Raw genomic sequence first — 19,687 nt, forward strand, 5'->3', positions numbered from 1 at the left:
GGTCATGCCGGGTTTCCTTGCAGGCGGGGGACGAGGGTGCGGGCCAGGGCCGCGAGGGCGAAGCAGGCGCCCGCGACCAGGATGATCGCCGCGCCCGAAGGCACGGGCAGGTCGAAGACGATGGGTAGCAGGATGCCCAGCACGGCGCTGAGGGTGGCGATGGCCAGCGACATGAAGAAAAAGCCCTTGAGCGACTGGCTGACCAGGCGTGCAGCCGCCGCCGGGATGACCAGCAGGGCGCCCACCAGGATTGCCCCGATCACCTTCACCGAGGCCACGGTGACCAAGGTCACCAGCACCACGAACAGGTAGTCCAGGGTCTTCACCGCCACCCCGCGCACCGCCGCCAGCTGCGGGTTGAAGCTGGCCAGCATGATGCGGTTGTACAGCGGCAAGGCCAGCGCCAGGACCAGCATCGCGACGATGCCCAGCACTACCAGGTCCTGGGCGCTGACTGTCAGTACCGAGCCGAACAGCACGTTCTCCAGGATATGCACGTTGATCTTGCCGGCCAACATCAGCAGCAGGCTCGCGCCCAGGGCCAGGGACACCGAGAGGAACACGCCGATCAAGGTGTCCGGCGACAACCCGGTGCGGTTGCGCAGGAAATTGAGCAGCAGACCGAACAGCAGGCAATAACCGAACAGGCTGCCATAGGGCCCGGTATAGGGCTCGCCGAGCAGGATGCCGATGGCCACGCCGGTCAGCGCGGCATGGCCGACCGCCTCGGAGAAGAAGGCAAAGCGCTTGACCACCACCAGGGTACCCAGGCCGCCCAGCACGGGGCCGATCATCAGGCCTGCGAGCAGGGCGTTGATCACGAAGCCGTAGGCCAGCGCCTCTGGCAGATAGCCCGCCGTGGCCCAGCCCTGGATCAGTTGACGGAAGGTTTCATCGCTCATCAGGCCAGGCACTCGCTGCGAGGGTGGACGGAAAACAGGCCCAGCAGGCGTTCCGGGGTCAGGGCCTGGGCAGGCGGGGCGTCGAACAGTACCTGGCGGCTCAGGCCGGTGACCCGGTCGGCCAGGCGCAGCACCGCGTCCAGGTCGTGCTCGACCCACAGCACCGTGGTACCGGCCTGGCGCCAGGCCTGCAGCAGCTGCTCGAACACCTGGATACCTGCTTCGTCGAGGGCCGCCATGGGCTCGTCGAGCACCAACAGTTGTGGGTCGGGAATCAGGCCCTGGGCCAGCAGCACACGCTGGCGTTCGCCACCGGACAACGCGCCCATGCGCCGCTTGCGTTTGTCGAGCATGCCGACCCGCGCCAGGGCCGCGTCGATGGCGGGCCGGGCGTGGCGAGCCAGGCCGAGGAAGGCCGGGCGCTGCTGGCACAGGGCAGCCATGAAGTCGTCCACGGTCATCGGCAGGCCCCGGTCGAACTCCAGGGCCTGGGGCACGTAGCCGATCACCTCGCGTGGCCCTGGCCAGTGCAAGGTGAGCCGGCCCTGGTGGGGCGTCTGCCCGAGCAGGGTCTTGACCAGCGAACTCTTGCCGCCGCCGTTGGGGCCGACGATGGCGTGCACGCTGCCGGGGGCCACGCTGAAACAGACCTGTTCGAGGATGCGCGTGCGTCCCAAGGTCAGGTCGATGGCCTCGAAGTCGATACGCGGCCCGCAGGCGGCATTGAGGTTGGCGGCGGTCACGTGCGGGTCTCCTGGATGGCGCGCACCACGGTGTCGAGGTTGCGCTTCATCTCCACTTCGTACTTGCCCTGGGTGTACTCGCCGTAGGAGATATGGGTCAGCGGGTAGATGCGCACACCCGACTCGCGCTCGATGGTCTGGACGTAGGCGGACGGGAAGTCCATCTCCGAGAAGATCACCTGCACGTCCAGGGCCTTGAGCTGGTCGATGGTCTTCTTCAACTGGGCCGGGCTCGGCTCGATGCCGTGGGCCGGCTCGACCACGGCGGTCACCTCCAGGCCGAAATCGCGCACCAGGTAGTCATAGGCGGCGTGGATGGTGGCCACGCGCAAGGACGCCTGCGGCGCCTGGGTGACCTTGGCCAGCGCCTCGGCGCGCAGCGTGCGCAGGCGCTTGGCGTAGGCCCGTGCGTTGCTGCGGTAGAACGCCGCGTTGTCCGGGTCGAGCGTGCCCAGTTCGCGGGCGATGTTGTTGACCTGGGCGATGGTGGCGCTGATCGACAGGAAGGTGTGCGGGTTGACCACCTTGCCGGCGCCTCGGGCGGCGATGCCGGTGGCCGCCAGTAACGGCACGTTGGCGTTGGCCTCGATGGTGGCGATGTCGGGCTTTTCGCTGGCGGCGATCATGCGGTCGGCGAAGTCGTCATGGCCTATGCCGTTGAGCACGATCACGTCCAAGGTGCCGATGCGCTTGATGTCCTCGGCGCGGGGCTCATAGGCGTGGGGGTTGAAGCCGGCCGGAATCAGCGGCACCACCTCGGCCTTGTCGCCCACGATGTTGCTCACGTAGCTGTAGTAGGGGTGCAGGGTGATGCCGATGCGCAGGGGCTTGCCGTTGTCGGCCAGGGCCAGGGCGGGCAGGGCGCAGGCCAGGAGCAGAGCGAGGGCGGAGCGGAGCATGGGGAGTCCTTGGGTTCAGTGGCGGTGTTGGCGGGTGACCCCGGCGTCGTAATGGCTGACCACCTGCTGCCAGCCTGCGGCGATCAGCGAGGCGCTGGCGAGGTCGTCGGGTACCAGGGCGCTACGATCGCGACGGAGCCAGACATCGGCCGGTTGCGCCGGGCCGCTGGGCAGGACCAGCAGGAAGCTGCCAGCGACCGCTGCATCCTGGCTGCGGCCCAGGTACGCGCCGCCTGGCAACCCTTGCCAGTGATGCTGCCCGCGGCGCTGGCTGCTGGCGTCGTGGGTGAAGGGTGGCAAGCCTTCTTCGGCCAGGGCCTCGACGCCCGGCAGTTGGCCGCTGTCTTCGCGCAACAGCTGGATTTCTTCAACCGCCACCCAGAGGTCGGTGTAGATACCTTGCTCCGCCGCGCTGAGGTCGCGGCGGGCGTCGATCTGGTGGCTGGCGATGGCCACCTCGTCCTGGCGTTCGCCGCGCAGCGCCACCACCGTGCCGGCAAGGGCGACGATCAACAAGGCACTGAGCAGCACGTAGAGGGTTTCGTGCCCGGCGCCGGCGGGGCGCACCACCTGGGCGCGGCTCATGGCGCAGCGATGTCGGCATGGTCGACTTCCACCACATGCCCGGGGCCGGCGTCGAACAGCACGTAGAACTCACCGTCAGGGCGCGTGAAGGTCAGAGTCGAATCATCGCCCAGCTTGCCGCCGACCAGTACCTGCTCGTCGTAGCCGATCACATCCAGCGTCACCCCGGGGGCGCCGCTGCCATCGGAAAAACCACCCTTGCAGGTGATCTGCTCGCCGGATTCGGTGCATTCGCACATCGGGTTATGGGCCATTGCCGACGTCGCGGCCAGGGCCAAGAGCGGCAGGGCGAGCCTGCGCAGCAGTGGTTTCATTTCTTGCCTCCTTGTTGCTCGAGCCAGGCGACGGTAGCTGGCGATGCCTTGGCCAGTGGGACCGAGGCCTGGTGCAGCTGGCCGTCCCAGCCTTCGATGGTGATCCACAGGGCCGCGTCAGGGCGGGTACGCGGCGGCACCGGCAGCGAGGTGCCCATGCGGTACGCCGGGCCGAAGAACAGCGTGCCGGCGGCGCGCAGGCTGCGGGGTTTGCCGACGCGCAGGTAGACAGCCTTGGCGCCCTCGACGCACTGCGTGCACAGTGCGGCGTTGAATGGCTTGAAATAGCCCGCCGGGCCATTGGGGCGCGGCGCTTCGTCGCGCAGTTCGGCCAGGTCCAGACGGTAGGGCCCCACCTGGATATCGCGGATCAGGTTCGCCCCCAGACCGGCATCGCCGCGAAACAGCTTGGCGTCGGCAAAGTACTTGGGCATGAAGCCCAGGGGGATGAGGATCAGCAGGATGTTCAGGTGAAAACGCCACTTCAGCCAGAACTGCTTCAGCGGGCTGGCGGGCAGCGTATGTGCCTGGCTCATGGGCGGGCCTCCACGGTGCTGTGGGTGCGCGGATGGGCCCCGCGCTCGCTCCGCTTGAGGGCTGCGGCGGTGGCCTGAGCGGTGCGCTTGGTCCAGATCAGCAGGCCGCTGAACACCATCAGAGTCAGGATCAGGCCGAAGAAAGCCCAGACCAGTTTGATCGCCAGCCCACCGAAGTCGCCGGTGTGCAACGGGCGCATGGACTCGGTGACGAACTCCAGGGCCGAGCGGTCGCCGAGCAGGAACTGGCTATCGACATTGCGGGTGTAGGGGTTGACCTCGGCGGTCTGGAACATCAGCGGGTACCAGCCACGCCCACCCAGGCTGATGTGGCTGTAGGCGGTGCCCGGCAGGGTGATGAAGCTGATCTCCAGGCCCGGGATGGCCTGCTGGGCGATGCGTGCGGCCTCGTCCAGGTCGATGCGTGGTGCCGGGCTGCCGTCGGTGGTGCGCGGCACCTGTTCGCGGGCGATCACCGGCACCACCGGCTCGCTGGAGAGGCTGACGTGGTTGTCGCCCAGGATCGCCTGGATCAGGAACCAGGTGCCGGTGATGGAAATGACCGCGATGAACCAGATCGACCACAGCCCAGCCAGGCGGTGCAGGTCGCCCCAGAAGATGCGCGAGCCATGGCTGCGGCGCGGCAGCTTGAAGAACCCCTTCCAGAATTTCTTGTACACCACAAGGCCCGTGACCAGCGAGGCAAGCATCGGCAGGCCGAGCAAGGAGACCAGGTACCAGCCCCAGCTGTAGCCGTTGGTGAAGGGCACCAGCCACCAGCCGTGCAGGGCACGGGTGAAGGCTTCGAAGTTGAAGTCAGGCATCCTGCCCTGGATGGCACCGGTGTAAGGGTTGACGTAGAGCGTCGGCGCGGTGCCATCGGGGTAGGTCACGGCGGCCTTCAGGGCGAAGTGCGAGCCATCGGGCTGGCTGAGAAAGCGCACGGCCATGTCCGGTTCGGCCTTGTGCAGCGCATCGAGCACCTGCTGGTAGCTCAGGCGCCGTGCATCGTCGTGGGGGGCGTTGGCGCGCACGTCGGGGTTGGCCAGCCAGACGATCTCCTGGCTGACCACCGCGAGCATGCCGGTGAAGCAGACGATCAGCACGAAGAACCAGATCGGCAAGGCGAGCCAGCTGTGGACGAGGAACCACAGTCTGGACTTGGATTTTTTCGTTTGTCGGGCCATCGGTCTGTTCTGTTGTCAAGGGAGGGGCGAGCCGAAGCTCAACCATGGGGCTGCAACAGATAAGACGAATGAGAATCGAAAACCCGACCGGATAAATGCAAAAAAATGTTTCAGTCAGGTGCCGGCGGCCGTTTAATTTTCCCCGTTGGCCATCCGTTTCCCTGGGATATCGACCCTCCAAGGCTCGTGCCCAATCGAATGGATGACTGCTGATGAATGCCCAAGACGCGTTGAAACTGGCCCGCCGCTACATCGACCTGCCCCTGGAGAAGCGGCGGCTGTTCTTGCAGGCATTGCAGCGCGAGGGCGTCGACTTTGCCCAGTTGCCCATCGCTGCGGCCGGGCTGCCGGTCGAGCGCCAGCCGTTGTCCTATGCGCAAAAGCGTATGTGGGTGCTGTGGCGGCTTGACCCGCAGGGCGCCGCCTATAACCTGCCGAGCGCGGTACGGTTGTGCGGTGCCTTGGACCGTGGCGCGCTGGAGCAGGCGTTCGCCGACCTGGTCGAGCGACACGCGACCCTGCGTACGCTGTTCGTCGATGCGGGCGAAGGGCAGGTGGGCCTGGCCGAGGCCTGCGCCCCGCTGACCATTGGCTACGCCGACCTTGGCGACCTTGCGCCCGAGCTGCGCGAAGCGCAGGTGCAGGCGCTGGCGCAGGAGCAGGTGTTCGCGCCCTTCGACCTGGGCCGTGGGCCGTCGCTGCGGGTCAGCCTGTTGCGCCTGGCGGACCAAGAGCATGTGTTGCTGGTCACACTGCACCACATCGTCTCCGATGGCTGGTCGATGAATGTGCTGATCGACGAGTTCAGCCGCTGCTATGCCGCACGGGTTGAAGGCAGTGCGCCGCAATTGCCCACCTTGCCGATCCAGTATGCCGACTATGCCCTCTGGCAACGCAGTTGGCTGGAGGCCGGTGAGCAGGCGCGCCAGTTGGCCTGGTGGCGGGAATACCTGGGGGAGGCCTGCCCGCCCTTGGCGCTGCCCCTGGACCACCCCCGTCCGCAGGTGCCCAGCTACCGAGGCCAACGCCACGAGCTGGCACTGGACCAGGCCCTGGCCGAGCGCCTGAAGCAGGTGGCCCAGGCACACCGGTTGTCGCCGTTCATGGTGCTGTTGGGGGCGTTCGCGGTGCTGCTGGCGCGTTACAGCGGCCAGGGCGATGTGCGCATCGGCACACCGATCGCCAACCGTAATCGCAGCGAGGTGGAAGGGCTGATCGGCTGCTTCGTCAACACCCAGGTGCTGCGCGTGCAGGTCGACCCCGGGCAGACGGTCGCCGAGCTGCTGGCCGCGACCAAGGCCTGCGCGCTGGGCGCCCAGGCCCATCAGGAGCTGCCGTTCGAGCAGTTGGTCGAAGCCCTCGACCTGCCGCGTGGCGATGGTCACAACCCGTTGTTCCAGGTCATGTACAACCATCAGCCGCAGGTCGCCGATGTCGATGCCATACGTGTGGGCAACGCGCTGACCTTGCAGGCCATCGAGCCGGCCCACCGTACCACGCAGTTCGACCTGACGTTGGACACCTATGAAAAAGGTGGCCGGCTGCACGCGGCGCTGACCTATGCCACCGACCTGTTCGAGGCGGGCAGCATCGCGCGCATGGGTCGGCATTGGCTCAACCTGCTGCGGGCGATACTGGACGACCCTGGGCAAGCGGTCGGCAACCTGTCGATGCTCGAGGCGGATGAGCAGCGGCAAGGGCGCGCATGGAACGACACCTTCACTGCATATGACCTGGCCCAGGCCGTGCACCAGCGTTTCGAGCAGCAGGCCGCGGCCCAGCCCCATGCCCCGGCCCTGACCTTCGCTGGCCAGCAACTGAGCTACGCCGAACTCAACGCCCGGGCCAACCAACTGGCGCACCTGTTGATCGCCCGTGGCGTGGGGCCGGATGTGCGGGTCGGCATCGCCGCCGAACGTTCGCTGGAGATGGTGGTGGGCCTGCTGGCCATCCTCAAGGCCGGTGGCGCCTACGTGCCGCTGGACCCGGAATACCCGTGCGAGCGCCTGGCCTACATGCTCGAGGACAGTGGCGTGAAGCTGCTGCTGACCCAGCGCCGGCTGTTGGCCGAGCTGCCGGTGGAGGGCGTCGACTGCCTGCTGCTCGATGCGCTTGAGCGGGATGCGCAGCCGACCCACAACCCGGACGTGGCGGTGGACGGCGAAAACCTGGCCTATGTGATCTACACCTCAGGCTCCACCGGCAAGCCCAAGGGGGCCGGCAACCGCCATGCCGCGCTGGTCAACCGCCTGTGCTGGATGCAGGAAGCGTACGGGCTGACCACGGCAGACACGGTGCTGCAGAAGACCCCGTTCAGCTTCGACGTGTCGGTGTGGGAGTTCTTCTGGCCCTTGATGGAAGGCGCACGGCTGGTGCTGGCGGCGCCGGGGGCGCACCGCGACCCGGCGCGCCTGGTCGAGCTGATCGAGGCCGAGGCGGTGAGCACGCTGCACTTCGTGCCGTCGATGCTGCAAGCGTTCCTGCAAGACCCGGGTGTCGAACGTTGCCGCAGCCTGCGGCGCATCGTCTGCAGCGGCGAGGCGCTGCCGGTGGATGCGCAGCAGCAGGTGCTGGCGCGGCTGCCGTGGGCTGGGTTGTACAACCTGTACGGCCCGACCGAGGCGGCCATCGACGTGACCCACTGGACGTGCCTGGACGAAGGCCGCGACAGTGTGCCGATCGGCCGCCCGATCGCCAACCTGGCCTGCCATATCCTGGATGCGAGCCTGGAGCCGGTCCCGGCGGGTGTGCTGGGCGAGCTGTACCTGGCCGGCGTGGGCCTGGCCCGGGGTTATCACCGTCGCCCGGGGCTGAGCGCCGAACGCTTCGTTGCCAGCCCGTTCGTGGCGGGGGAGCGGATGTACCGCACCGGCGACCTGGCGCGCTACCGGCCTGATGGGGTGATCGAATACGCCGGTCGCCTGGATCACCAGGTCAAGCTGCGCGGCCTGCGCATCGAGCTGGGCGAGATCGAGGCCCGACTGCTGGAGCATGCGTGGGTGCGCGAGGCGGTGGTGGTCGCCGAGGACGGCAAGCGCCTGCTCGGCTATGTGGTGCTGGCCGAAGCGCACGCGGGTTGGCAGCAGGTGCTGGCTGATCATCTGGCCGGGCACTTGCCCGAGTACATGGTGCCGAGCCAATGGCAGGCCCTGGCGCGCATGCCGCTGAGCCCGAACGGCAAGCTGGAGCGGCGCGCCTTGCCGAAGATCGAGGCGGGGGCCCAAGCGGCCTACGTGGCGCCACAAGGCGAGCGGGAACAGGCCCTGGCCGAGGTCTGGGCGCAGGTGCTGCAGGTGCCGCAGGTCGGGCGCGACGACAACTTCTTCGAACTGGGCGGCGACTCGATCATGGCCATCCAGCTGGCCAACCGCGCCCGCCAGGTGGGCATCGACGTCAGCCCTCGCGACCTGTTCCAGCACCAGAGCGTGCGCAGCCTGGCCCTGGCGGCCGGCGTGCTGGGCGAGCAGGCGGTCGACACGCAACTGGCCGAAGGTGAAGTGCCGCTGACGCCCGTGCAGCAGCTGTTCTTTGCCTTGCCTGACTTCAACCGTGACCACTGGAACCAGTCGCTGTTGCTCGCGCCTCGCCAGGCCTTGCGCGCCGATTGGCTGGCGCAGGCGCTGGGTTGGCTGTGCCAGCAGCACGATGCCTTGCGCCTGGGCTTCGACCGGCAAGGCGACACATGGCGCCAGGCCTACCGCGCGCCGGCAAACGATGAGCTGCTGTGGGTGCGGGAAGTCGATTCGCTGCAGGCCCTGGAGGTTATGTGCGAGGCCACGCAGCGCAGCCTGTCGTTGGCCCGGGGCCAGCTGCTGCGCGCGCTGCTGGCACGCCTGCCGGACGGCAGCCAACGCTTGCTGCTGGTCGTCCATCACCTGGCGGTAGACGGGGTGTCTTGGCGGATCCTGCTCGAAGACCTGCAACAGGCCTATGCGCGCCTGGCGGCCGGGCAGCCGCTGGCGCTGCAGGCCAAGACCACCAGCTACCAGGCCTGGGCGCAGCGCCTGCACCGTTATGCCGCCGAACAGCAGGCCCAGGTGGGCTGGTGGCAGGCGCAGTTGGCAGGTGCCTGCGAGCAGCTGCCGGTGGACCATCCCTGCGCGCTGGCGCTCAATCGCGACAGCTGCAAGCTGGCCCTGAACTTCGATACCGAGCTCACACGGCGCCTTCTGCACGAGGCGCCGGCGGCGTACCGCACCCAGGTCAACGACCTGCTGCTGACCGCCCTGGCCCGTGCCGTAGCACGTTGGAGCGGCCAGCAGCGGGTCTTGCTGGAGCTGGAAGGGCATGGCCGCGAACAGCTGTTCGACGATGTGGATACCGGGCGCACCGTTGGCTGGTTCACCAGCCTGTTCCCGGTTGCCTTGCAGGTGGAGGAAGGCCTGGCCACCTCGCTCAAGTCGATCAAGGAGCAGCTGCGCGCCGTGCCCGACAAGGGCGTGGGCTTCGGCATCCTGCGCTACCTCGGCGAGCCCGAGGTACGCGAGGCCCTGGAGGCGCTGCCGCGACCGTGCATCACCTTCAACTACCTGGGGCGTTTCGACAGCCAGTTCGACGCGCAGGCCACCTTCGTACCGGCCGCCGAGTCGGCTGGGCAGGCCCAGGATGACGCCGCGCCGCTGGGCAATGGGTTATCCGTCGAAGGGCAGGTCCACGATGGCCGCCTGAACCTGCAATGGACCTACAGCACCCGGATGTTCGAGGCGCCTACGGTGCAGCGCCTGGCCCGACTGTACGAGGAGGAACTGCTGGCGCTGGTCGAGCACTGCTGTGACCTGCGCCACGGCGGCGTGACCCCTGCCGATTTTCCCCTGGCCGGCCTGACCCAGGCACAGCTGGACGCCTTGCCGGGCGATCCACGTGGCTTGCAGGACCTCTATCCTCTGTCGCCGATGCAGCAGGGCATGCTGTTCCATAGCCTCTACCAGCCAAGCAGCGGTGCCTACATCAACCAGTTGCGCCTGGACCTGGAAGGCGTCGACCCGCAGTGCCTGCGAGCGGCCTGGCAGCACACCGTGGATGCCCACGATACCCTGCGCAGCACCTGCCTCTGGCACCTGGAGCGGCCGCTGCAACGCGTTTGGCGGCAAGTGGCGGTGGATTGGCACGAGCACGACCTGCAAGGGTGCGCCGATGCCGCGCAACGCCTCGACGCCTTGGCGGATGACGCACGCAGGCAAGGTTTCGCCCTGGACCAGGCGCCACTGCTGAAGCTGCAGCTGGTCCAGCTGGCGCCTGGCCGCCACCAACTGATCTATACCCATCATCACCTGCTGATGGACGGCTGGAGCAACGCGCGGGTGCTGGTGGAAGTGCTGGAGCGCTACCAGGGCGCCGTGGTGCCCCGCCCGGTCGGCCAGTACCGGGACTACATCGCCTGGTTGCAGCAGCAGGACCCCGCCGCAAGCGAAGCGTTCTGGCGTGCGCAACTGACGCCGCTGGACGAGCCGACCCGTTTGGCGCGCAGCGTGCACCCGCTGCCTGCAAGCGACGCGCCGGGGCAGGGCGAACACCGCCAGCAGTTGGACAGCACCACCCTGGCCGCCTTGCAGGCCTTCGCCCGTGAGCAGCGTGTCACGCTCAACACCCTGGTTCAGGCGGCCTGGGCCTTGTTGCTGCAGCGCTATACCGGCCAGGCCTGTGTGGCCTTCGGCGCCACCGTGGCCGGCCGCCCGGCGGGGTTGCCCGGCATCGAGGCGCAGGTCGGGCTGTTCATCAACACCTTGCCGGTGGTGGTCGAACCCGCCGGCCACCTGCGCCTTGGCCAGTGGCTGCAAGCACTGCAGGCCGGCAACCTGCGCCTGCGCGAACACGAGCACACGCCGCTGCTGGATATCCAGCGCTGGGCCGGTTTCGGCGACGCGCTGTTCGACAACCTGCTGGTGTTCGAGAACTACCCGATCGACCAGGCCCTGGGCGAGGCCACGCCGGTGGGCTTGCGCCTGACGCCGCTCACCAACCAGGAGCAGACCAGCTACCCGCTGACCGTGTCCGTTGTCGCTGGGCAGACCCTCGATGTGCATTACCGCTATGCCAGCAGCGCGTTCAGCGCCGACGCCCTGGCGGCCCTGGCCGGGCACCTGGAACACCTGTTGCGCCAGTTGCCGAGCCTGGGCAGCGAGGGGCGGTTGGGCGATCTCGGCCTGTTGTCGCCTGATGCCTTGGCGTTGCAGGTCCGCCAGTGGAATGCGCCCGTGGCCTTCGCCGAAGAACCGGCAACGGTGCATGGCCTGTTCGAACGGCAGGCGGCCCGTACCCCCGACGCCTTGGCGTTGATCCATGACTGCGATGAGTGGTCCTACGCCCAGCTCGAGGCCCAGGCCAACCGCCTGGCGCACGCGCTGCTGCGGCGCGGTGTGGCGGCCGAACAACGGGTGGCCATCGGCATGGCACGTACGCCGCAGATGCTGGTGGCGATGCTGGCGGTGCTCAAGGCCGGGGCCGCCTATGTGCCGCTGGACCTGGACTACCCGGCCGAACGCCTGGCCCACATGCTCGCTGATAGCGAGGCGGTCTGGGTGCTGGGCGATGGGGCGGGCGAGGCCGTGCTGGCCCCGCTGGCGGGCGCGCGGCTGCTGGACGTAGCTGCCTTGCTGGCCTCGGCCGACCTGCCTGACTGCCGCCCGGCTCTGGTCGTGCCGGCCCAGCGCCTGGCCTATGTGATCTACACCTCGGGGTCGACGGGCAAGCCGAAGGGTGTTGCCATCAGCCATGGCAATGTCCAGGCGCTGGTGCGCTGGTCCCGTGGCGTCTATAGCCGGAATGACCTGCAGGGTGTGCTGGCCAGCACCTCGATCTGCTTCGACCTGTCGGTGTGGGAGTTGTTCGTCACCTTGGCCTGCGGCGGTTACTGCGTGTTGGCACGTAATGCCCTGGCCCTGGCAGACTTGCCGGCACGCGACCGGGTGCGCCTGGTCAACAGCGTGCCGTCGGCCGTCGTCGCCCTGGAGCAGGCGGGGCAGATCCCCGCCTGCGTGCGCATCGTCAACCTGGCCGGCGAGCCGCTGAAGCAGTCGTTGGTCGAGCGCTTGTACCGGCGCCCGGGGCTTGAGCGGGTGCATGACCTGTACGGCCCCTCCGAGGACACCACCTATTCCACCCACGCCCTGCGCCGGCCTGGGGGCCAGGCGTGTATCGGTCGGCCTTTGGACAATACCGCCGCCTATGTGCTCGACACCCAGGCCCAGCTGCTGCCGGTGGGGCTGACCGGCGAGCTGTACCTGGCCGGAGCGGGCTTGAGCCGCGGCTACCTGAACCGCCCTGGGCTCACCGCCGAGCGCTACCTGCCCGACCCGTTCGCCGGCGGTGGCCAGCGCATGTACCGCACCGGCGACCTGGTGCGCCAGGGTGGGCAGGGTGAGCTGTACTACGCCGGGCGCCTGGACCACCAGGTGAAGGTGCGTGGCTATCGCATCGAGCTGGGCGAGCTAGAGGCTCGCCTGGTGCAGGTGCCGGGCGTGCGTGCCGCCGTGGTGGTCGCCCAGCCTCTGCAGGGTGGTGTGCAACTGGTGGCGTACCTGGAAGGCGAGGTGGCCGGCGCCGAGGCGGTGCAGGCGTCGCTGCGCCAGACGTTACCGGACTACATGGTGCCGGCGCATGTCCTGTGCCTGCCGGCGCTGCCGTTGACGCCCAATGGCAAGGTCGATCGCAAGGCCTTGCCGTTGCCGAGCCTCGGGTACGATCAAGGGCTCCATGTCGCCCCACGCACGGCGCTGGAGCGAGCACTTGCGTCGATCTGGGCGCAGGTGCTGGAATGCCCGCAGGTCGGCCTGCAGGACCGTTTCTTCGCCTTGGGCGGCCACTCGCTGCTGGCCACCCGGGTCATGTCCCAGGTGCGCCAGCAACTGGGCATCGACGCGCCGTTGCGGCTGTTGTTCGAGCATGAGCAGTTGCAGGCGTTCGCCGCGGCCCTGGCGCCTTTGGCGCGTGGCGGGCAGTCGCAGATCGCCCGGGTGTCGCGCGAGCAGCCGCTGGCGTTGTCCTATGCCCAGGAGCGGCAATGGTTCCTCTGGCAGCTGGAGCCGCGCAGCAGTGCCTACAACCTGCCGCTGGCCTTGACCTTGCGTGGCCACCTGGACGTGGCGGCACTGGGGGAGGCCTTCGCACGCCTGGTGGCCCGCCATGAATCGTTGCGCACCTGTATCCGCCTGGTCGATGGGCAACCGCGCCAGGTGATCGCGGCACCTGCGGGGCTGGCTTTGCCGGTCGAGCACGTCGAGGCCGGGGCGGGCCTGGCGGCGGTACTGGCCGAGGAGATTGCCCGGCCGTTCGACCTGGAGAACGGGCCTTTGCTGCGGGTGCGCCTGTACGCGGTGGCCGAGCAGGAACATGTGCTGTTGCTGGTGCAGCACCATGTGGTCACTGATGCCTGGTCCATGCAGTTGATGGTCCGCGAGTTGGTCGATGGCTATCGCGCCGCCTGCGGCCAGCAGGTGTCGGCGCAGCCAGACCTGCCGGTGCAGTATGCCGACTACGCCGCCTGGCAGCGGGCCTGGATGGAGGCCGGCGAACGCGAGCGCCAGCTGGCCTACTGGCGCGAGCAACTGGGTGACGAGCAGCCTGTGCTGCAGTTGCCCTACGACCACCCACTGCCGGCCCAGCCGACCCTGCGCAACGGCCGCCTGCAACTGCAACTGCCAAGGCCGCTCGGCGAGGCGCTTGCAGACCTTGCGCGCAAGCGCGGTGTAACCCCGTTCATGCTCCTGCTGGCCAGCTACCAGGTGCTGTTGCAGCGCTACAGCGGCCAGGACGACATCCGCGTCGGCGTGCCCACGGCCAACCGCAACCATGCCCAGACCCAGGCGCTGCTGGGCTTCTTCGTCAACACCCAGGTGTTCAGGGCGCGGCTGGATGCCAGCCAGTCGTTCGCAGCCCTGCTCGAACAGGTACGCGAAACCGCCCTGCAGGCCCAGGCCCACCAGGACCTGCCGTTCGAGCAGCTGGTCGAGGCCTTGCAGCCTGCGCGCAACCTGGGCCAGACCCCGTTGTTCCAGGCGCTGTTCAACCACCAGAGTGCCGGGCGCGGCGACGACCTCGCCGAGGCGCTGCCGGAGCTTTCGATCGGCCGCCTGGACCTGCCGCCTCGCACCGCGTTGTTCGACCTCTCGCTGGACACCTGCGAGTCTGCCCAAGGCTGGTCCGCCACCTTCAGCTACATGGCCGAACGCTTCGAGGCGGCGACCATCGAGCGCCTGGCCAGGCACTGGCTGAACCTGCTGCAGGGCATCGTCGCCGCCCCGGACGAGGCGTTGGGCAACCTGTCGATGCTCGATGCCTGCGAGCGCCAAAGCGTTGCGCTCAATGGCCCGGCCCAGGGCGGATCGATGCAGCGCCCGGTCCATCGGTTGGTGGAGGACTGGGCGGCGCGTACACCGCAGGCGCCAGCGGTGCTCTGCGGCGAGGAACGCCTGGACTATGCGACCCTCAACCAGCGCGCCAACCGCCTGGCCGCGACACTCATCGACCGGGGCGTGGGGCCCGAAGCGCTGGTGGCCATCGCCCTGGAACGCTCGCCGCGCATGCTGGTGGCTTTGCTGGCGGTGCTCAAGGCTGGCGGCGCCTACCTGCCGCTGGACCCGGAGTACCCGGCCGAACGCCTGGCCTACATGCTCAAGGACAGCGGTGCCGGCTTGCTGCTGAGCGAGGCGAGTGTGGTCGGGCAGTTGCCGGTCGAAGGCGCGCAAGTGCTGTTGATCGAAGAGACCAGCGCGCAGGGCGAAATCGATAATCCGCAGGTAGAAACAGACCCGAACCACCTGGCCTACGTCATCTACACTTCCGGCTCCACCGGCCAACCCAAGGGCGTGGCGGTGGCCCACGGGCCGCTGGCCATGCACGTGCAGGCCATCGCCGAGCGCTACGACATGCGCCCGGACGACTGCGAGCTGCACTTCATGTCGTTCGCCTTCGACGGTGCCCATGAGCGCTGGCTGACCTGCCTGACCCAGGGCGCCAGCCTGCTGGTACGCGACAACACGCTGTGGACGCCGGAGCAGACCTACGCACAGATGAAGGCCCACGGGGTGACCGTGGCGGCTTTCCCGCCAGCGTACCTGCAGCAACTGGCCGAACATGCCGAACGCGAGGGGCAGCCCCCGGCGGTGCGGGTGTACTGCTTCGGTGGCGACGCCGTGCCCCAGGCCAGCTACGAGCTGGCACGCCGGGCCCTGCGCCCGACCTGGATCATCAACGGCTACGGCCCCACCGAGACGGTGGTAACGCCCTTGCTCTGGAAAGCCGGGCAGGGCACCGAGTGTGGCGCGGCCTATGCGCCCATCGGCGAGCGCGTCGGCCTGCGCAGCGCCTACGTGCTGGATGGCGAACTGAACTTGGTGCCGCAAGGCATCGCGGGGGAGCTGTACCTGGGCGGTGAGGGCCTGGCGCGGGGCTACCTGGGGCGTGCCGCCCTGAGCGCCGAGCGCTTCGTGGCCGACCCGTTCAGCACGGGCGGGCGGCTGTACCGCACCGGTGACCTGGTGCGCCAGCGCGCCGACGGGGTGATCGACTACCTCGGGCGGGTGGACAACCAGGTGAAGATCCGTGGTTTCCGTATCGAACTGGGCGAGATCGAGGCGCGCCTGCTGGAGCAGGCAGGGGTGCGCGAGGCGGTGGTGCTGGCCCGCCCGGGCCTGAGCGGCCAGCAGTTGGTGGCCTACGTGGTGCCCGACGAGGCGGGCGACCCGAGCCTGCGCGAGCGCCTGCGCCAGGCCCTGCGTGCGCGGCTGCCGGACTACATGGTACCGAGCGCCTGGCTGCTGCTCGAGCGCCTGCCGCTGACCCCGGCCGGCAAGCTGGACCGCAAAGCCTTGCCCGCACCGGACCTGGCCCAGGCCCAGGACGCCTACGAGGCACCCCAGGGCGAGCTGGAAACCCGCCTGGCCGAACTCTGGGCCCAGGTGCTCAAGCTCGAACGGGTCGGGCGCACGGATAACTTCTTCGAGCTGGGCGGGCATTCGCTGCTGGCCATGCACGTGGTGGCCAGCGCACGGGCGCTGTGGCAGCTCGACCTGCCGCTCAAGACCCTGTTCAGCCACCCGGTGCTGGCCGAGCAGGCTCAGGCGCTGGCGGCCTTGCAGCAGGAGCAAGCGCCGGTGCAGGACGCCTTGGCTAAATCCTTGGCGGCCCTCAAACGTTTATCAGCCACTGAGCTTGAAAAGCTGCTTTCCGAATGAGGGTCATGGCGTGCAAGAGTTGATTGAATCCATAGGTGTGCTGTCTGCGCAGGAGCGCAAGGCCCTGGCGGTTCTGCTGAAAAAGGAGGGGGTCAATCTCTACGACGTTGCCCCGGTATTCCGGCGTGACCCGAACGAGCCGTTGCGCCTGTCCTATGCCCAGGAGCGCCAGTGGTTCCTCTGGCAGCTGGACCCCGGCAGCGCGGCCTACCATATCCCCGCCGCCCTGCACCTGAGCGGCCCGCTGGACCTGCAGGCGCTGCAATGCAGCTTCGACTACCTGCTGGCACGCCACGAAAGCCTGCGCACCTGTATCGATACAGGTGCCGGGCAGCCGCTGCAGCGCATCGCGGCCCGGCAGGCCGTGGCCTTGCAGGTCGAGGCGGTAGGCCCGTTGGCGCCGCACGCGCTCAGGGCCCGGGTCGAGGCTTTGGTACAGCAGCCGTTCGACCTGGCCGCCGGGCCATTGCTGCGGGTGCACCTGCTGCGCCAGGCCGACGACGACCATGTACTGGTGATGGTCCTGCACCATATCGTCGCCGATGGCTGGTCGATGCAGATCATGGTCCGTGAGCTGGTGGAGGCCTACCAGGCCCTGTGCGACGGCCGCCAGCCCAGCCACGCGCCGCTGGCGATCCAGTATGCCGACTATGCACTGTGGCAGCGCGCCTGGATGGAGGCCGGCGAGCGCCAGCGCCAGCTGGACTACTGGACGGCTCAGCTCGGCGGCGAACAGCCGGTCCTGGAACTGCCCCTGGACCACCCGCGCCCGGCCACCCAGAGCTACCGCGGCGCACGCCACGACCTGACGGTCGCCACGCCGCTGTGCCAGGCCCTCCAAAACCTGGCCAACGCGCAGGGGGTGACCTTATTCACCCTGTTGCTGGCCAGCTTCCAGGTGTTGTTGTACCGCTACAGTGGCCAGGGCGAGCTGCGCATCGGTATCCCCAACGCCAACCGCAACCGCCCGGAAACCCAGGGGCTGATCGGTTTCTTCGTCAACACCCAGGTGCTCAAGGCGCAACTCGATGGGCGCATGAGCTTTTGCCAGGTACTGGCCCAGGCCGCCCAGGCCATGCTGCAGGCCCAGGCCCACCAGGACCTGCCGTTCGAACAGCTGGTAGAGGCCTTGCAGCCGGAGCGCAGCCTCAGTCACAGCCCGCTGTTCCAGGCCATGTACAGCCATCAGAACGCAAGCCGCGAGGCCCTGCCGACGTGCCAGCTGCACCAGCTGCGCATCGACAGTCTGGCGTTCGACAGCCAGGCCGCGCAATTCGACTTGAGCCTGGACACGGCCGAAACCGACGAGGGGCTGATCGCCTCGTTCACCTACATGCGCGAGCTGTTCGAGCCCCAGACCATCGCACGCCTGGCCGGGCACTGGCATAACCTGCTGCAGGCGCTGGTGGCCGAGCCCGATGCGGCCATCGGCGAGTTGGAACTGCTCGACGCTGCGCAACGCCGGCGGCTGGAACACGCCTGGAGTGGCATCGACGGGCTGGCGGTCGGCGAGCAGCACAGCCTCAAGGCGTTGATCGAAGCCCAGGTCGAACGCACCCCCGAGGCGCTGGCGTTGATCCATGAGGGCCAGCAACTGACCTATCGGCAGATGAACGCCCAGGCCAACCGCCTGGCCGCACGCCTGCTGGCGCTGGGCGTCGGTCCCGAGCAGCGGGTCGGTATCGCGGTGGCGCGCGGGTTGGGCATGGCGATTGCCGTGCTGGCGGTGCTCAAGAGTGGCGCGGCCTACGTGCCGATGGACCCCCAATACCCCCGCGAACGCCTGCAAGGCATGATCGAGGACGCAGGCCTGGCCTGCCTGCTCACCGAACCTGACCTGCATGGGCAGTTGCCCGAGTGCGGTGCCATGCCCGTGCTGGACCTGGACACGCCGGCAGCCGATGCGAGCGACCCGGGCAACCCGCCGCAGCGCAGCGCGCCGGGCAACCTGGCCTATGTGATGTTCACCTCCGGTTCCACGGGCCGGCCCAAGGGCGTGGCGATCAGCCAGGCGGCGCTGGCGGCCCATGTGCAGGTGTGCATCGATTTCTTCGGGCTGTCGAGCTGCGACCGCGTGCTGCAGTTCGCCACCTTCAACTTCGATGGCTTTGTCGAGCAGCTGTTCCCGGCCTTGATCTGCGGCGCTGCGGTGCTGTTGCGGGGCAACGAGATCTGGACCAGCGAGCAGTTCCACCAGGTGCTGGTGGAGCAGGGCGTCACCGTCGCCGACCTGACCACCGCCTATTGGGCCATGCTGGCCAAGGATTTCGCCGCACGCCCACGGGCCGGCTACGGCCGCCTGCGCCAGGTCCATGCCGGAGGCGAGGCAATGGCCGCCGATGCCCTGGTGGCCTGGCGCGCAGCAGGGCTGGAGGGCGTGCGCCTGCTCAATACCTATGGCCCGACCGAAGCCACGGTGACCGTCAGCGCCCATGATTGCAGCCAGGGCCCGGTCACCGGCAACCCGCCAATCGGCCAGGTGCTCGCGGGCCGTGCGCTGTACGTGGTCGACGGCAACGGCGCCCTGGCGCCGGTGGGCGTGGTCGGCGAGCTGTTGATCGGCGGCGGGCTGCTGGCCCGCGGTTACTTCCAGCGCCCTGGCCTCACCGCCGCGCGTTTCGTGCCCAACCCCTTCGCCGACGACGGCGGGCGTCTGTACCGCACCGGTGACCGGGTGCGACGCCTGGCCAATGGCGATATCGAGTATGTCGGGCGTACCGACCACCAGATCAAGCTGCGCGGTTTTCGCATCGAGCTGAGCGAGATCGAGGCGCGCCTGCTGGAGCACGATCAGGTGCGCGAGGCGCTGGTGATGCCGGTGCAGGGGGCCGGCGGCCCCCAACTGGTCGCCTACCTGGTCGCCACACCAGCGCTGGGCGACGACCCCGGGCCGTGGGTGCGCGAGCTGCAGGCCTGGCTCAAGGCGCGCTTGCCCGACTACATGGTGCCCACCCAGGTGATGGTACTGGCCGCCATGCCGCTGTCGCCCAACGGCAAGCTCGACCGTCGTGCACTGCCCGCGCCGGACCCGCAGTGGCTGGCCAGCCACTACCTGGCACCGCGTACCGCGCTGGAGCAACAGGTCGCCGACATCTGGCAGGCCTTGCTCGGCGTGCCTCGGGTAGGCGTTAACGACAACTTCTTCGACCTTGGCGGGCACTCGCTGCTGGCCACCCAGGTGATGGCCAGGGTGCAGGTGGAGCTGGGTGCCAACATTCCGCTGAGTCTGCTGTTCCAGGAAAGCACCCTGGAGGGCTTCGTCCAGGCGGTACAGCCGCTGGTGTCGGTGGACATGGACGACACCCTGGATGAACTCACTGACTTCCTCGACGCGCTGGAGGCGAACTGAA

At 68.4% G+C, this 19,687-nt stretch carries 9 protein-coding genes; 2 read left to right on the forward strand and 7 right to left on the reverse strand.

Annotated elements, in window-relative coordinates:
* Positions 1-2 precede the first annotated feature (2 nt).
* The 7 genes from ACXHGZ_RS08920 to ACXHGZ_RS08950 are packed head-to-tail and all read right to left on the reverse strand — an operon-like array spanning position 3 to position 5,166.
* The gene (locus ACXHGZ_RS08920; protein WP_084857442.1) at positions 3-902 is read right to left on the reverse strand and encodes a metal ABC transporter permease; all 900 of its coding nucleotides are present in this window, start codon (positions 900-902) and stop codon (positions 3-5) included.
* Positions 902-1,645, reverse strand: coding sequence for a metal ABC transporter ATP-binding protein (locus ACXHGZ_RS08925; protein WP_480463397.1), 744 nt, complete (start codon positions 1,643-1,645; stop codon positions 902-904). Before ACXHGZ_RS08925 ends, ACXHGZ_RS08920 begins: the two co-directional genes overlap by 1 nt.
* A complete protein-coding gene (locus ACXHGZ_RS08930; protein WP_480463398.1) occupies positions 1,642-2,544 on the reverse strand; it encodes a metal ABC transporter substrate-binding protein in 903 nt (300 codons plus the stop codon). Before ACXHGZ_RS08930 ends, ACXHGZ_RS08925 begins: the two co-directional genes overlap by 4 nt.
* Positions 2,545-2,559: 15 nt before the next feature.
* Complete coding sequence (locus ACXHGZ_RS08935; protein WP_480463400.1) at positions 2,560-3,129, reverse strand: DUF6162 family protein; 570 nt, start codon at positions 3,127-3,129, stop codon at positions 2,560-2,562.
* Complete coding sequence (locus ACXHGZ_RS08940; protein WP_480463401.1) at positions 3,126-3,443, reverse strand: hypothetical protein; 318 nt, start codon at positions 3,441-3,443, stop codon at positions 3,126-3,128. Before ACXHGZ_RS08940 ends, ACXHGZ_RS08935 begins: the two co-directional genes overlap by 4 nt.
* Positions 3,440-3,979 carry a PA2404 family protein gene (locus ACXHGZ_RS08945; RefSeq protein WP_480463403.1) on the reverse strand — a complete coding sequence of 180 codons (540 nt, stop codon included), beginning with the start codon at positions 3,977-3,979 and terminating at the stop codon, positions 3,440-3,442. The genes ACXHGZ_RS08940 and ACXHGZ_RS08945 overlap by 4 nt, the downstream gene beginning before the upstream one ends.
* The gene (locus ACXHGZ_RS08950; protein ID WP_480463405.1) at positions 3,976-5,166 is read right to left on the reverse strand and encodes a PepSY-associated TM helix domain-containing protein; all 1,191 of its coding nucleotides are present in this window, start codon (positions 5,164-5,166) and stop codon (positions 3,976-3,978) included. Before ACXHGZ_RS08950 ends, ACXHGZ_RS08945 begins: the two co-directional genes overlap by 4 nt.
* Positions 5,167-5,378: 212 nt before the next feature.
* On the opposite strand from ACXHGZ_RS08950, the gene ACXHGZ_RS08955 reads away from it, so the two are divergent.
* Both ACXHGZ_RS08955 and ACXHGZ_RS08960 read left to right on the forward strand, forming a co-directional pair.
* On the forward strand, positions 5,379-16,337 hold the full coding sequence (locus ACXHGZ_RS08955; RefSeq protein ID WP_480463406.1) for a non-ribosomal peptide synthetase: 10,959 nt from the start codon (positions 5,379-5,381) through the stop codon (positions 16,335-16,337).
* Positions 16,338-16,347: 10 nt separating this feature from the next.
* Complete coding sequence (locus ACXHGZ_RS08960) at positions 16,348-19,686, forward strand: non-ribosomal peptide synthetase (RefSeq protein ID WP_480463408.1); 3,339 nt, start codon at positions 16,348-16,350, stop codon at positions 19,684-19,686.
* Position 19,687: the final 1 nt, after the last annotated feature.

It is taken from the genome of Pseudomonas shiyinii, assembly GCF_056725765.1.

Excerpts from the sequence above, each read along its gene's own strand:
- ACXHGZ_RS08920 (WP_084857442.1), bottom strand. The coding sequence starts at position 902 with ATGAGCGATGAAACCTTCCGTCAACTGATCCAGGGCTGGGCCACGGCG.
- ACXHGZ_RS08950 (WP_480463405.1), bottom strand. The coding sequence starts at position 5,166 with ATGGCCCGACAAACGAAAAAATCCAAGTCCAGACTGTGGTTCCTCGTC.
- ACXHGZ_RS08940 (WP_480463401.1), bottom strand. The coding sequence starts at position 3,443 with ATGAAACCACTGCTGCGCAGGCTCGCCCTGCCGCTCTTGGCCCTGGCC.
- ACXHGZ_RS08945 (WP_480463403.1), bottom strand. The coding sequence starts at position 3,979 with ATGAGCCAGGCACATACGCTGCCCGCCAGCCCGCTGAAGCAGTTCTGG.
- ACXHGZ_RS08955 (WP_480463406.1), top strand. The coding sequence starts at position 5,379 with ATGAATGCCCAAGACGCGTTGAAACTGGCCCGCCGCTACATCGACCTG.
- ACXHGZ_RS08935 (WP_480463400.1), bottom strand. The coding sequence starts at position 3,129 with ATGAGCCGCGCCCAGGTGGTGCGCCCCGCCGGCGCCGGGCACGAAACC.
- ACXHGZ_RS08930 (WP_480463398.1), bottom strand. The coding sequence starts at position 2,544 with ATGCTCCGCTCCGCCCTCGCTCTGCTCCTGGCCTGCGCCCTGCCCGCC.